Origin of the sequence: Pseudomonas sp. 7P_10.2_Bac1 (assembly GCF_025465935.1) — a bacterium.
Taxonomy (GTDB): domain Bacteria; phylum Pseudomonadota; class Gammaproteobacteria; order Pseudomonadales; family Pseudomonadaceae; genus Aquipseudomonas.
On sequence record NZ_JANLNV010000088.1, the window covers coordinates 110,110 to 125,567 of the forward strand.

General features: G+C 56.9%; 5 protein-coding genes. All 5 read right to left on the bottom strand.

Annotation, left to right across the window (positions count from 1 at the left end):
* Positions 1 to 74: 74 nt before the first annotated feature.
* On the bottom strand, positions 75 to 1,484 hold the full coding sequence (locus NTD86_RS20955; protein WP_262205149.1) for an efflux transporter outer membrane subunit: 1,410 nt from the start codon (positions 1,482 to 1,484) through the stop codon (positions 75 to 77).
* Positions 1,481 to 4,660 (bottom strand): efflux RND transporter permease subunit, encoded by a 3,180-nt coding sequence (locus NTD86_RS20960; protein ID WP_262205151.1) that lies wholly within the window; start codon positions 4,658 to 4,660, stop codon positions 1,481 to 1,483. The genes NTD86_RS20955 and NTD86_RS20960 overlap by 4 nt, the downstream gene beginning before the upstream one ends.
* A gap of 15 nt (positions 4,661 to 4,675) precedes the next feature.
* Positions 4,676 to 5,920, bottom strand: coding sequence for a multidrug efflux RND transporter periplasmic adaptor subunit MexE (mexE, locus tag NTD86_RS20965; RefSeq protein WP_262205152.1), 1,245 nt, complete (start codon positions 5,918 to 5,920; stop codon positions 4,676 to 4,678).
* A gap of 360 nt (positions 5,921 to 6,280) precedes the next feature.
* Positions 6,281 to 10,651 carry a SpvB/TcaC N-terminal domain-containing protein gene (locus tag NTD86_RS20970; RefSeq protein WP_262205153.1) on the bottom strand — a complete coding sequence of 1,457 codons (4,371 nt, stop codon included), beginning with the start codon at positions 10,649 to 10,651 and terminating at the stop codon, positions 6,281 to 6,283.
* Entirely contained in the window at positions 10,648 to 15,450 is a 4,803-nt protein-coding gene (locus NTD86_RS20975; RefSeq protein WP_262205154.1) for a neuraminidase-like domain-containing protein, read from the bottom strand. The genes NTD86_RS20970 and NTD86_RS20975 overlap by 4 nt, the downstream gene beginning before the upstream one ends.
* Positions 15,451 to 15,458: the final 8 nt, after the last annotated feature.

Consider the following 15,458-nt stretch of genomic DNA (forward strand, 5'->3'; position numbering starts at 1 on the left):
AAAAAAAGCCCCGTGACCGAATGAACACGGGGCAAAAATTGGTTGGATGCGACCAACCAAAGGAGCGCTTTAAATCACTGCGTACTGGCGACGGTGTCGGCTTGCCAGCCACCACCCAAGGCTTTGTAGATCGCGACTATGCCGCGGAACTGGTCCACTTCGGCCTGGGCCTGGCTGTCTTCTGCCGCCAGGCGCTCACGTTGAGCGTCGAGTAACACCAGAAAATCAACTGTGCCCTCGCGGTAGCGAATCGCCGCTAGATCAGCAGCCGTGCGGCTGGCCTCACTTTGACGAATCAACGAGACCAAACGTTGCTGGCGTTTACCGTAATCACTGAAGGCGTTTTCTGACTCTTCCAGCGCCAGCAAGACTTGCTGCTCGTAGTTAGCCAGTGCGCCATCGGCCTCGGCGTCTGCACCGCGCAAGCGGGCCCGCACGCTGCCTAGGTTGAACGCAGGCCAGGTAATGCTCGGGCCAAGGGCCCAGGCATTGGCGGCGGACGAGCCAATCTGTGAGCCACGCCCGGCGGTAAAGCCCAGGAAACCGCTGAGGCTGACCCGCGGGAACAGGTCCGCCTTGGCTACACCGATACGGGCCGTAGCAGCGGCCAGCTTGCGCTCGGCACTCAAAATATCCGGGCGACGCTGCAGCAGGTCGCCAGGGTTGCCGATGTTCAAGGCCTTGGCGATGGCTGGCAACTTGGCCGGGCTCAGGTCGACGCTCAGGCTTTCCGGGCGCTCGCCCAGCAAGGTTGCGATGCGATTGCGCTCGCGCACTTGCTCGGCCTGCAGTTGCGGCACGCTGGCCTCAACTGCCGCAAGCCGGGCATCAGCGCGCACTACGTCCAGTTCGTCACCGACGCCGGCATCCCGCAGGCTGACAGTGATGGCCTTGGAGTCCTGCTGGTTCTTGAGGTTCTCCAGGGCGATCGCTTCACGTAATTGCGCGCCGCGCAGTTCGCCGTAAGCATCCACCAACTCGGCAATCATGGTCACTTGCAACTGATACAGGTCAGCAGCAGCGGCTTGTTCGTCGGCATTGCTGGCTTCCAGCTCGCGCTGAATGCGCCCGAACAGGTCGACTTCCCAAGCCATGTCCAGCCCCAAATCGTAGCGCTCACTGTTGACACGCTTTTCAGTGGTGCCCGGGACCTGGCCCTTGCCGATGTCACTGCTGGCACGGCTGGTGATGGTCGGCATGGTTTCGGTGCTGACATCATCGCGAATCGCACGGGCAGCCCGCAGACGGGCGAAGGCCACGCGCAATTCACGGTTGCCTGCCAACGACTGGGTAACCAGTTTGTTCAGGGTCGGGTCGTCAAACTGCTGCCACCAGATCCCTTCAAAGTGCGCCCGGTCAAAGCCCTTGAGGTTCTCGGCGCTGATGTGGGCAGGCTCGGTAGCCGGGGTTTTATAGTCCGGGCCAACCGCGCAAGCACTCAGGGCCAGCACCAGAAGGCTGGGGAGGAAAACTTTCAGGCTCATTGTTGCGACTCCAACTTGAGGTGCCGCGCCGCTTTGCGCGCTTCGCTGCGCTCAACAAAGTTACGGATCAGCACATAAAACACAGGCGTCAAAAGCAGGCCGAAGAAGGTCACCCCGAGCATCCCGGAGAACACCGCTACACCCATCGCATGGCGCATTTCAGCACCCGCGCCAGTGGACAGCACCAGCGGCACCACGCCCATGATGAAGGCGATGGAGGTCATCAGGATCGGCCGCAGACGCAGGCGGCAGGCTTCCAGAACCGCAGCCAGCGGGCTCAGGCCCTCGGCTTGTTTGTCCTTGGCAAATTCGACGATCAGAATCGCGTTTTTGCACGCCAGTCCTACCAGTACGATCAAGCCGATCTGGGTGAAGATGTTGTTGTCACCCCCCGTCGCAATCACCCCGGTAATGGCCGACAACAAGGTCATCGGTACGATCAGGATCACCGCCAGTGGCAGGCTCCAGCTTTCGTATTGAGCTGCCAGTACCAGGAAGGCCAGCAACACGCACAACGGGAACACGAACAGCGCAGTGTTGCCAGACAGAATCTGCTGGTAGGTCAGGTCGGTCCATTCGTAGGTCATGCCGTTGGGCAGTTCTTCCTTGAGCAACTTGTCGATGGCGGCTTCGGCCTGGCCGGAGCTGTAGCCAGGTGCAGCGGCACCGTTGATTTCAGCAGTGATGAAGCCGTTGTAGTGCATTACGCGATCAGGCCCGGAGGTATCGCTGACCTTGATGAAGGTCGCCAGCGGGATCATCTCGCCTTTGTTGTTACGTACTTTCAACTGGCCGATCTGGTCCGGCTCCAGGCGGAACTGCTGCTCGGCCTGAACGTTGACTTGATAGGTGCGACCGAAGCGGTTGAAGTCGTTGGCATACAACGAACCCAGGTACACCTGCAGGGTGTCGAAGATATCGCTGACGGCTACGCCGTGAGTCTTGGCTTTGTCGCGGTCGATCGCTGCATCCACCTGTGGCACGTTCACGGTGTAACTGGTGAACAGGCCGGTCAATTCTGGCACGTTGCGGCTTTTGGCGATGACGTTCTGCACTTCTTTATAGAGCGCGTCATACCCCAGGCCACCGCGGTCCTCGACTTGCAGGCGGAAGCCACCAATGGTGCCCAAACCTTGTACCGGCGGTGGCGGGAAGATCGCAATGTAGGCTTCTTCGATACCGGCAAACTTGGCATTGAGCGTGGCAGCAATGGCCGCGGCTGACTGGCTCGGGTCTTTACGCTGGTCAAAGTCTTTCAAGGCCACAAACACGATGCCGCTGTTGGGGCTGTTGGTGAAGCCGTTGATCGACAGGCCAGGGAAGGCGATCGAGTTGGCAACGCCCGGTTGCTTGAGGGCGAAATCAGACATGCGCTTGATCACGTCTTCGGTGCGGTCAAGGCTTGCGGCATCCGGCAGTTGTGCAAAGGCCACCAGGTATTGCTTGTCCTGGCCCGGTACAAAACCGGTTGGCGTGTGGGCGAAACCGAAAAAGGTCAGCACCATCAGGCCTGCGTACACCAGCAACGCAATACTGCTGCTGCGGATGACCCGCGCCACAGTGCCTACATAGCCATGGCTGGCGCGCTCGAAGAAGCGGTTGAACGGACGGAACAACCAGCCACCCAACAGCTTGTCCAGTACTTTGGAGAAGCGGTCCTTGGGCGCGTCGTGACCTCTGAGCAACACCGCAGCCAACGCTGGCGACAAGGTCAGCGAGTTGAAGGCCGAAATCACCGTCGATATCGCAATGGTCAACGCGAACTGTTTATAGAACTGCCCGGTCAGCCCGGAGATGAACGCGGCTGGCACGAACACCGCGCACAGTACCAGCGCCGTCGCGATGATCGGGCCAGTCACTTCGCGCATGGCGCGCTTGGTCGCTTCGACCGGTTTTAGACCCAACTCAATGTTTCGCTCGACGTTTTCCACCACCACGATCGCGTCGTCGACCACGATACCGATGGCCAACACCAGACCGAACAGCGACAGGGCGTTGAGCGAGAAGCCGAACATGTGCATCACGGCGAAGGTGCCGATCAACGACACCGGCACGGCTGCCAGCGGAATGATCGAGGCACGCCAGGTCTGCAGGAACAGGATCACCACCAGTACCACAAGCACCAAGGCTTCAAACAGGGTGTGAATCACCGCCTCGATAGAGCCACGGACGAAGATCGTCGGGTCATACACGATGCTGTAGTCCATGCCCTGCGGAAAGCTCTTCTTCAACTCGTCCATCTTCGCCCGAACTTCGTTCGAGATGTCGATGGCGTTGGAGCCTGGACGCTGGAAGATCGGGATCGCGACCGCTGGCTGGTTGTTGAGCAAGGAACGCAAGGCGTACTGGCTCGATCCCAGCTCAACCCGGGCGATGTCTTTCAAACGGGTGATTTCACCGTCGTCACCTGCGCGAATGATGATGTTCTCGAACTCTTCCTCGGTGACCAGGCGGCCCTGAGTGTTCACTGACAGCTGGAAGCTGGTGGCGTTCGGGGCAGGCGGCGCACCCAAGGCACCGGCAGCGACCTGACGGTTCTGCTCGCGGATGGCGTTGACCACGTCAGTGGCGGTCAGGTTGCGCGAAGCGGTTTTGTTCGGATCAAGCCACACGCGTAGCGAATAGTCGCCCATGCCGAACAACTGCACGTCACCTACACCGCCCAGGCGGGCCAGCTCATCCTTGATATTGAGGATCGCGTAGTTGGACAGGTAGAGCATGTCGTAGCGCTGATCCGGGGAGGTCAAGTGCACCACCATGGTCAGGTCAGGCGAGGCCTTGTCCACGGTGATACCGATCCGCGTCACTTCCTCGGGCAACTTGGGCTCGGTCCTTGTCACGCGGTTTTGCACCTGCACCTGCGCGTTGTCCAGGTCAGTGCCCAGGGCGAAGGTGATGGTCAGTGTGAGTTTGCCGTCGGCGGTGGATTGCGAAGACATGTACAACATGTTTTCGACACCCGTGATGGCTTGCTCCAGCGGCGCGGCGACGGTTTCACCGATTACTTTAGGGTTGGCACCCGGGAAGTTGGCGCGCACCACCACCGTGGGCGGCACCACTTCCGGGTATTCGCTGATGGGTAACTGGAACAGCGAAATGCCGCCCGCAATTAGAATCAACAGCGAAAGTACGGCCGCGAAAATCGGCCGTTGAATGAAGAACTGGGAAAAATTCATCGGAGTTGTCGTCCCTTAACCACGAGGAGTCGCGACACTGGCCAGCTTCGCCGCAGAGGCTGCGGGCGTTGCAGGTGGCAGGTTGCTGGCTTCCAGGGCGTGTCGTTGTTGCGCCAGTGCGGCGAGGGTTTGTTCGCTGGCCATCGGGATCACTTCAGGGGTCACAGGCGAACCAGGACGCACCCGTTGCAGGCCCTTGACGATGATGGTGTCGTCTTTGTTCAGACCGCTGCGCACAATGCGCAAGCCTTCGATTTTTGGCCCCAGGTCAATGGCTCGGTAGGTGGTGTTGTTATTGCCATCCATCACCAGGACGAATTTCTTGCCCAGGTCAGTGCCCACGGCTTCGTCATTGATCAGCACGGCTTCGTAGGTGCCGCTACCGACCAGTTTGAGGCGTGCATACAGGCCCGGCGTGAAGCTGCCGTCGCTGTTGTCAAACACCGCACGACCGCGAATGGTGCCGGTTTTAGGGTTGACCTGGTTGTCGACGAAGTTCATCTGGCCCAAGTGCGGATTACCTTCCTCGTTGGACAAACCGAGGTAAACCGGTGTGGTCTGACCACGCTTGCCATCACGGGCCAACTGGTTGTACTTGAGGAATACGCGCTCGTCGGCGTCGAAGTAGGCGTACACCTTGTCGGTAGATACCACGCTGGTCAGCGGTGTGACATCAGCCGTCACGATGTTGCCTGCGGTGATTTCGGCGCGGCTGACGCGGCCCGTGATGGGCGAGGTCACGCGGGTAAAACTCAGGTTGAGCTTGGCCAGGTCGAGTTGGGCCTGAATGGCCGCGACCGCAGCGCGTGCGGCCTGGGACGCCGTGGTGCGCGAATCGGCCAATTCAGCGGAGATCGCATTGCTCTGGCGCAGACGCTCGCCGCGCTGGGCTTCGTTCTCACTGCGGGTGGCGTTGGCGCGGGCTTGCTGGAGTTCGGCTTCAAGCTGGCGGACGGCCGCCTGGAATGGGCGCGGGTCAATCTGGAACAACAGATCGCCTTTCTTGACCAAGGCACCTTCCGTAAAGGCCACTTGATCGATCTGGCCCGACACACGAGGCCGGATTTCGACGGTTTCGGGTGCTTCAAGGCGACCGGTGAACTCGTCCCACTCGTTAACCGGTTGCTCAAGCACTTTAGCCACACTGACTTTTGCAGCAGGTGCTGGAGCAGTCGCTTGTGGAGTTTTACCGCATGCGCTCATCACCACGATCGCCAAAGCTGCGAGTGGGAAGCGCAAATGTTTCAGTGACTGTTCCATGAGGGGGAGTCCGCCAATCTATTGAGATGGGCGGATAATGCTGTCGCTCGCGCCGGGGCACGAATCGAACCCAGCGAAGGTTAATATCATTCAGAATGATACAAAGAGTTACCAAGCCCTCTAGCGTGCGCGTTTTATAAGGACGCTATCAATTAAATTCGCGTTTAGCTCGGGTGAAATCCCGTTGCATCCGCAATTCTGATCGACGTTAACGGGCGCTGAAGGCTGAGAGCCTCGCGATTGATACCGCATCGCGAGGCACTCAAGCTGAGCGGATAGACCCGGCCAGTACCGGATGACGTTATGTCTTCGTTGCATCAACACAGTCATTGAAGGCGATTGATCCCAGCCGGGTAAGCGTCAGGACTGCGTGGCATCAGGCACGTAGGTATCGTTTTCGTCTTCGCTGATGGTGTACCAGGTGCAATAGGTCTGGCGGCTGAAATCACCGTTGGCATGCAGCGTTTTAGTCACCCGACCCAATGGATCGTAGAACAGTTGATCGCTGTATCCGCTGGCGCGCAGCGACACGTCATTCACGTAGCAGTGTTGATTGGCAAAGTACGGCTGGTACTGACGAACGGCCAGCCCTTTGTTGTTGTACTCGACCCGGCCGCTGACTCGCCAACGCTTGTCACTGTGCAGGCTTAGCGGTTTAGCGTCGCTGCCCAGAGTCAGGGCGCCGGTATCGTCTACCTGATAAGCCACCCCTGGCGTGCTCAGTTGCTTGTTTTGCAAGACCCGTCCGAACCCGTCACTGCACGCCACACTGATACGAATGATCAAGTCGGCGCTGTCGGGGCTTGTAGGGTAACGATCGGCCTGCAGCACCGCCACATGCACAGGCTTGCCGTTTTTCATCCAGTTGAATGGCTGATAGAAGCACGCACTGGCGGCTTTCTGCAGGGCCTTGGCGGGGTCCGCAATGGCTGCCTGCGGACTGTCATCTTGGGGGCGGACATAGTTAGCCAATGGGTCAAATCCCACCGGCTTGCCGTCTTCATGGCCGTGCACGCTGGTCGCCAGCAATTGGCCAAAAGCGTTATAGAGGGCCTGCTGGATGTTGCCCTGCGGGTCAGTGATTTGAATCGGCAAGAGACAGCGATAGTCATGTTTGGCCAGAGTCGTGCAGCCGTCTGCGGTCTTCACTGAAGTGATCAGACAGTGATAGCGGTCATGCTCCACCAGGGTGACACCATGGTCTTCTGTGGCGCGAAAATGGTTGGCCCGGAAAAAGTTGTCGAGGTTGGCGTAAGTCGCAAAGCCTTGCTTGAGTGCCCACAAGCGGGTTTTGGCCGGTTGCCCGGGAACGTCAGGTTCAGGGTCTGGCAGGAACGTGGTCATGGGGTAGTAGTGTGCCTTGGTCAATGTGGCAGCCAGATCAAAGGGTTCTGCCCCAGGCATTGTCGGCACATCGTCATAGACGGCCAGCGCCTGATCATCCAGTTCCGCATGCTCGCTGTGATGGCCCAGGGCCTGAAAACTGGCCTGGCCAGCGGGCAAGGGGCGGGTGCTTTGTTCCAGGCAGTAATACTGCACGGACATACCCGCCAGCACGCGTGGGGCACTGCTACCTAACGGGCTGTCTGCGGTACTTGCAATGAAGTGCTCATAACTGATGCGTTCAGGGTCCAGTGTGTGTGCGCCTTTACCTTTGGGCAGCACCAGGGCGTTGCTGCGCTGTCGATAGGGCAGGCCCAGGCGCCAACGCTGAGAGTTGGTCAGGTGGATGGCCTGGGCGCGGGTTTCTGTGAGGTAGTAGGCCTGTTGCGCTGAATCGTGGGTATCGCGCCACCAGGTTTGCTGATGCGGGTCGCTGAACGGCGGGGGATCGGTGACAAGTTTACGGCGCGCATAATTGACCGCAACAGCCTGCTCCAGGCTGCCATAGGCGTCTACGCGCAGGTTGAGGGTATGGCTGCAGGCCGGATCATGCGCTTCGCGCTCGTAGCGCCAAGCCATCGACTCGATGGGCAGCAACAGGCAACCCGCAGGCTCCAGCAGGCGCACCATATAGCGTTGCTGATTGACCTTGTAGGGCACGGCTGAAGCCGCTGGATCATCGGCCGCGTAGATCTCTTCACGGAGCAACGCACCGCTGAGGGCCTTTTTCATTTCCCTCGCCACCGCGTCCGAAGGAGGGGTACTGATCAGTGTGTCTTGCGGGCCATTGGCGTCCAGACGGCTGAGTAGCGTCAGGCCGGGCGCTTTGGCGTTTTTGTCCTGCTCGTTGTAATCCGTGCACGGCATGTCGATGTGTTTGCCGGTGTGAAACCATGACTTGTGCAGCAACGCGTCGCTGTGTCCGGCCTCTACAGGTTTACCGGGCAGGGTGTGCGTGTCCGTCTGAAGCAACAGACCGAAGCCCTGAAATGAGCGTTCTCGGCTGTCATAAAAACCTTCGCGGTACTGGAATCGCTGAGTCATCCGGTTATTGCTGATCAAGTCATGCTGCTGTTGCTGGCTGACCACATGCAGGGCAAATGGCAGACCGCTGACCACGGGCTTATTCGCCAGTCGGCGTTCACGCTTTTCATCCAGCCATTCCTGAGCGCTGCTGCGGTACTTGAGGGTTGCCGTTGCGCCCATGTTGTTGCGGGTTCCGGTGAGCAAGTAGGGTTTTTGACTGACAAAGTCGTACCGCCAATGGCGCAGTGTTGGATGCGTCGTAGTCAACACCAGGCTGGAGCAGCCAAGGCCTTGCAGGTCGGCCGTGCTGACCTGACAGAAACGGTCATGGCGCACGCCTTCGGGCCATTGCAAGCGCACGGGAGGCGATACCAGGCCATTGCCAAAACGGCTCATGAAAATCAGCACATGGTCGGCTTCGAGGTACAACAGGTCGACGGCCCCCGAGCCATCCAGGTCTGCCAGTAATACTCGCGACGGATCGAACGAGGAATAGGTGAACGGCAGGCTGGCGAACACAAAGCCCTGGCCGAAACGCCCGCGTCCCAGGTTTGGCCAGCAGGTGATCTGGTCATGGCGGATACGGATCAGATGCTGTTGCCCGCTGCCCAGCACATCACTGAACGCAACCAGCTCGGTACTCGAGCGACCCGGCTGCGGCAGTGCGTCATAACCTGGTTCGCGCTCGACCTGCTGGCCCGCTGTGAAGCCGGCGGTACCTTGATTGATATACAGCCGAACGCTCTGGCTGCCGATCAGGGCAAGGTCTTCAATACCGTTACCCATCAAATCAGCCAGTTGGCCTGCGGGATGAAAAAACTCCTGGGGCAACGCTGCAAACGGCGCAAAGCCGGACCAGCTTCGGTCGCTGTTTAGGGTGAAGAAACCACTCATGCCCGGCTGGGCGAGCACCCAGTCCAGTCGGTCGTCGCCATTCAGATCGCTCAGTGCTTGCAGGGTGGGTTGCCTGGTGTTGGCAAGCGGGACGCGTGGCAATGGTTGCTGCGGGCCGTAAATCACCGCGTCCCGCCCCATGGAGGGTGATGCCCTGAGTGGCTCACAGTACGTCCAATTTTTCTCGCTGCGGCTCAATACGCCCGGCAGGCCGTCGTTGTACAAGTCCACCAATTGATAGCCTTGTTCGCTGGCAGATACCTGCAATGCGTCGAAAGGCCGGAATTTTTCCGGTTTGGCTGTCAGCACAAAAGGGCTGTATCTCAGTTCCAGCGGCGGCCAATCCGCTGCCTTGCCAGAGGCGTCATAGGCTTGGCTGTGCACGGTTTGCAGCAGGTTGCAGCCGGTTTCGGTGAGCTGGTATTGCAGCACAAGGCGTCGGACCAGCACCGGGGCCGGGCCCATTTCCGGTTCGTCGGCAAAGTAATGGAACATGAGTATTTGCTGACAGAGTCGTTGGCTGCCGAGTTCAAAACCGTACGCATAACTGAAGAACGGGTCTTGGCGCGATAACCATGGTTTGTGCTCAGCGTAGGTGGGCTGTGCTGTCAGTTCGGTTGCGCGTTCGCCATAGTCCAGCAGCAGTTCGAAGTGCCATTGTCTGTCAGGCGCAGCATCGCGGGTCCAGAGCATCAAATTGCCGAGCGCCTTGAGATTGGCGTAGCAGACCCGTGCCAGATAACGCTGGGCCCGGAAGTCGCGGGGTTGGCTGTTATGCGGGGTGTCAGGCTCACTTTTGTACTGGTAGTAAATGTGTTCGCCGTGGGGGCTAAGGCTTTCCTGAAGCAGCCATTGCGCGACATGTTCCCGCGCATTGGGATCGGTACAGCGGGCTTCATGGGTTTTGCCATAGAAGTGAACTGTGCCGTCCGCGCCCTGGACCAGCCAGAAACCTGCTGCGTCGGTGTGCGACGACCAGTGCTCGATACGATCAAAAGTGCTTTCGACCCGCGGAAAATAACGCACTACCGTATGCGGCACGCTGAGTTTGACGCCGTTGTACTCGGTGACGCTGCTGGAGATCAGCGCCCCTTGCGCGTTGCGCTGGGGGTGAATTTCTTCCCCGGATGCGCTGATGAAACCATCCTGTTCGGTATAAGACGGGACGCCCTTTAGGGTATTGCGAACAATGGCTGCGACGGACAAACCCCAGCCCATGCCAAAGGGGCCATTGCCCAGCGTGCTGCGGTAACTGAGGCTCAATGACGGTGTATAGGCGCGACCCGGGGACAACGGCAGAGGGATGTCGAACGATGCCTGCCCCGTCATGCCTACGGCGCCCCAACCCGTGCCGATACTCTGGATGGCTCCGCCGCCCTTGGGCAGGGCGGGGGTGATCACTTCGTGATGACCGGGTTGGCTGGTCATGCTTGACCTCCCAGGCTTTTCGCGGTGTAGCGCACATGCACGATAACGTCGGTCAATGACTGGAGCAGGGCAGCCTGATTGACATGGTTCGGAAAGGTCAGTCGCCACTGGGACACGGCACCGGTGTACTCGAAGGGCAAGTAGCGGTCGTCGTGATCGAAATTGAGGGTAAAGAGCCCGCTGTCATTCAAACCGGTCGAGAGGGCGATTTCTTCTTTGACGCGTTGGTCCTTGATGGGTGGGTCCGTTGGTTTGGAATACTGGATGGTGTTGGCATTCTGTGTCAGTGTCGCCCTGATGTCCTCATAAGGCCCCAGCGTTGCAGGTAGCGACACACTGATGCTTTTGATCCGCCGCAGATAGTGCCCCGGATAATCGGCCTCAAACATATCCTGAGTCAGTTCAAAGTCTACCCGGCCGTCTCTAAGCAGACTCTCTTTCATGGTTGCCCACTCTTTGTTCACCGTGGATTTGGGGTCTTTTTCGAACAGTTGACGCAACGACACGGTTTTACTGATTTCCAGCCCTCGTTTGTTGTGTTGCAAGTAAGCCGTGCTCATGTTCAGCAGATTTAGCTTTAACGCTTCGCCCGCTACCAGGCCCCGATATTGGTTGTTCCATTGGGTGTTTTGAATAAAGCTGCGGTCCCAGTTAGCCTGTTCATACTGCCAGCATGCTTGAGCACTCATGCACAATGAGTGGGTGATATCAAAGGCCTGAAAGTAAAACGTCGACAGTTGGCTGTTGAGCCATTGGTAGAGCTGAGCGTTGCAAAAGCGTTTGCTGAGAATCTCGTAACTCGTTTTGGCCTGCGCCAAAGCGGTTTCAGTTTGCCTTAGTTGCAAGCGCGAGACTCTGCTTTGCTCGGCATAGATTTCCAGTTGCGCATCGATCTGGTTGAGCTCCAGCCGCGCTTGCTCTAGTGCGTGCCCCCATTCCTGGTTGCGACGGTTGAATTGCTCGGTACGGTCAAGGTGCAAGGCGCTGGAGCGCTTTTCGTGGGAGGCACTCTGGATGGTCGCCTGCACGGCATGCAAAGCCCCTTCGAGGCGCATGCCGCCATTGGATGTACCGAAAATGTTCGGCAGCATCATGACCACACCGGCAGCGGCCTGGGCGGCATAGGCCCCGACTTCCAATCGGGCGCTGTCCTGATACTCTCGGCTGGCCCGGGCTTCCCCCGGGTTGATGCCTTCCAGTAATTGTTTCTCGAAGTAGTTGACGCGGGCTTCGACAACCCTGCGGCCTGCTTGCAAGGCAGAAAGGTTTTTGTCATCGACAAGCAGTATTTGCGCCTGATGCTCCACGGTCATGGTGCTCAGGTCCCAGGCGTGCGCATATTGCTGTGCCATCTGTTCTGTCTGCTCTTTGCGTTCAAACAGTGACAGCAGGGTGCTACCGAATTGAATCAAGTTTTCGACAGCCAGCATGGCCTGGGCCTGCATCACCTGAAAACGATAATGACCGGCCAGAACCGATTGCGCGGGCAAGGGCCTCACCTGACCATAGTTGCCCCCTTGAGCGGCTCTGGATAGCAGCGCCAGAGGGGGCAGCGCAGTGGCAAACAAAGCGAGTTGCAAGGGTTTACCCGCGAGGTCCAGATGATGGCGCAGGTTGTGCAATCGACTGTCGATTTTGTCCCAGCGTGCCGTCAGGCCCGGATTAAGAGGGCGGCGCAGGTAAGGGGTGTCAGCGGTGAGTGGTGATTGATTATCGCGTGTCGGGCTTACGCTGGGCGCACGCCGTGCCCCTTCCTGTTGGCTGGTATGTGTATCCATTCGCCGCAGCTCACTGGAGACTTCTGCGCTGAGTTTTTCAAGGGTGATACGGGTCCAGGGGGCAATTGAGGTGAGTACCGGTCGTGGGCCGAGCAGACGTTTGGCGCGGATATACCAGAGCTTGGCTTCTGCCAGACTGTCGGCGGTCATCTGCCGGTAAGCCGCATCGCCCCGATTGATCAGAATATCCAGATACAGCTGGTAGAGGGCCTGGCGAAAATGAACGGGCGAACTCAAGGCAATCTGATCGGGATCATTAGGGTTGTCGCGGGCATAACTGGGTTCACTGATCGGGACTGTCAGGGCTTTAAGTAGCCAGAACTCGGAAGTTTCAGCGTTAATGCCAGCTTTGTGACCCGGGTTGAACAGGTAATGCATCCACTTTTGCGCCTCTGCATAGCGCTGTTCCATGTTCAAGCGATAGGCGATCAGCCAAGGCAGGTACAGAAATAGTTCCCAGTAATACTTTCCGTGCGCACCATGAAAGTCCAAGGGGTAAGTCTGGTTATCGTCTTTTTTTAGCGGGGGTTCAGACCATTCTTTTTGGGGCAAGGTAAATAGCGTCTCGAGGCTGACGCTGGCTGCTTTAGTGAGCGTTTCGGCAAAGCCGGTGTTCATGCGAACAGGTTGGCGGGGTACTTTTGAAGGTGAGCCATCACTGTAGTCAATCATTGAACCGCTGAAGTCGATACATTCCGCAGCACTGCTGAAATTTGACGCAACACGAGTGAGTTTAGGTGCCAGAGGAATAATGGTTTTAGTGTTATTGTCCAGCGTGAAGTCGAGTGCCTTGAGTGCATATCCCAGCAGGAAGGTCTTGGAACTCTCTATCTCGACTTCAAGTGTCACAACACCATGCAGCAGGGTGATTTTATTTTGCTCGAACGAAGTGGGCGCTGGCTGACGGGTTTCATCACTTGGTCGCATTGATACGGGATCAATTTGTACGTGAGCCGTAATGGAATGTTCAGGTCTGAGTTCCAGTGAGGTGTTTTCCAAGTATCGGCGTGACGCACCGGACTCTCCAATAATTACCGTGGTTTTACGATCAATGCTGAGCGGTGGGCTAGCCTGTTTATCTCGTGGGATAAGAATGATGTGTTTGTAGGTGCGGTTATAAGCGGAGGCATTTAAATTTTCAAAATATAAATAGAGTGTGGGGGTATCTGACTCAGTAGAAGTCATTTCAACGCTGATGGCGTGCGGGTCGGTGTAAGAGTTGAATAAATTTATAAATGAGTCTTGGTTTATTGCTATTTTTTCTAAATTGAGTGTGATGGGTTTGCCTTCTAGGTGGATGTCGTTAGCATCAATTAAGGAAATCTCAAATGTCTGCTTGGTTCTCGTGTTTGTAAGCGTGATTTTTTTAACTTTCGCAGCGACGGGCTCCTGTTGCGTCAGTGTTAACGAAGAGCCTTTGTACAACTGGATGGCATTTTGGTTGGTGGAGCCGAAAGAGACTATCAGTGTAATGCCGAGCTTATCAGTGCCGTTGTTTGAGTTGAAATGAAGGGTTTGATGTTTCGGGAAGGCTTTTTCTATGGTGGACTTGATTTCAAGTGAGCTGGTGGTTTTATTGAATCGTAATTCACTGGTTTCTGTGAAGTTTTTTATATGGCTTTGCTTATTGTCGTAGTCCCATAGACTCGGCAGAGTTTCAAGGGGGGTGTTTACGAAATTTTCAATGGCTGAGAGTTGGCTTTCTGGAGCGTGAAAATTAAAATTCAGCTTGTTATGTATTGCAAAAATTGCTCCGTAGCGTTGGGCCAGTCTCTTGTTTTCTGGATAGGGAATAAAATCTTGCGGGGTTCCATGGGAGTAAAGTTGCTGAATGCCGAACTGCACGTCGAGCCGAGCAGCCTGGTAAAAACCGCGGTTCAACTCGGTAGACGTTTTATCCCAGGAACCTTCGCCGTTCTCAATGTGCAGCCCCAGGAACAAAGAAGGGGGACGGGTTGAAGAGTCCAACGTGGCAATGGTGGTGGTGGCGGCATTGATTCCGGCTGCATTGACTTTGAGCGTACAGTACTCATCAAAGCAGACTTGCGGCATGCTCCAACTGCCATCGTATTTTTGATAGATGAAATTCAGGCTGATTTTCGAGAAGCGGCTTTTGAGGAACGGGTCCAGGCGTTCTTTGTACTGTTGTTCACTTTCGTCATACCTGAACTCGGAGAAGAGTTTTGTCTCACTGAGCGAGGGGGTGGGTCTTATGACTTGAGCCCAGATAATAAATAGTCGGTTATTGAAAAAAACCGGGCGTACGCTGCGATCCGGGATATTTTCCGAGGCCGGCAACGGAACTTTCTGCCAGTCAGACCAGGCAGAGGCTTCGGGTCTATCCTGTTTTGAATGACTCATACCCTCTGTCGAGGGGTACTTGAGCCGCTTGGCCATGTCCAGTGAGCGCCAATAGTAGGTATTTTCGGCTCTGGACTTGCCCACAAAGTAATAGGTGCTCTCGGCCAGCGAGTCGATGTTGCCATCAATGTAGCCGTTAAGCGTGGTCAGGTTGGCAATGTCTTCGAATCGGCCCAGATAACTTTGCACGGCAGGCAAAATACTACTGGATTGAATCCGGCATTGATTGATGTCGTTTTCAAGTTGCTGAAAGCTACTGGTCTTGTGGCTGCGTAACTCTGGATTTAAATAGGCTGAGGGAAAATACCGAAGTTGCTGGTTGGCATGCCAGAGCGAGTAGGTATGCAGTGTGTCATGCCACGTGGAAAGTTGAGTCTTGGTCATGCCTTGGATTTCGTAGCCTGGTTCCAGACCCATCGAGATGCCATTGATATATTGCTGCAGGCTGGCGATGGCACTTGCTACCCGACTGGTCGGTACCGCCTGGCTCACTAATACATCCAATAACCAGTGGGTGTAGAGATCATCTGCGGTCTTGAGCGTGTGGGTCAGTCCGTATTCTTCAAGCGTGGGGTCATTGGGGACGGCGTGGGCCAGGTAAAGTGCAAGTTGAGCATCGCGCAGTTTTTCGTTGAGTTGCTGGTCGAGAGTGTGAGACATGATCATTC

Coding starts and splice junctions, on each gene's coding strand:
- NTD86_RS20960 (WP_262205151.1), bottom strand. CDS start 4,660: ATGAATTTTTCCCAGTTCTTCATTCAACGGCCGATTTTCGCGGCCGTA.
- NTD86_RS20955 (WP_262205149.1), bottom strand. CDS start 1,484: ATGAGCCTGAAAGTTTTCCTCCCCAGCCTTCTGGTGCTGGCCCTGAGT.
- mexE (WP_262205152.1), bottom strand. CDS start 5,920: ATGGAACAGTCACTGAAACATTTGCGCTTCCCACTCGCAGCTTTGGCG.
- NTD86_RS20975 (WP_262205154.1), bottom strand. CDS start 15,450: ATGTCTCACACTCTCGACCAGCAACTCAACGAAAAACTGCGCGATGCT.
- NTD86_RS20970 (WP_262205153.1), bottom strand. CDS start 10,651: ATGACCAGCCAACCCGGTCATCACGAAGTGATCACCCCCGCCCTGCCC.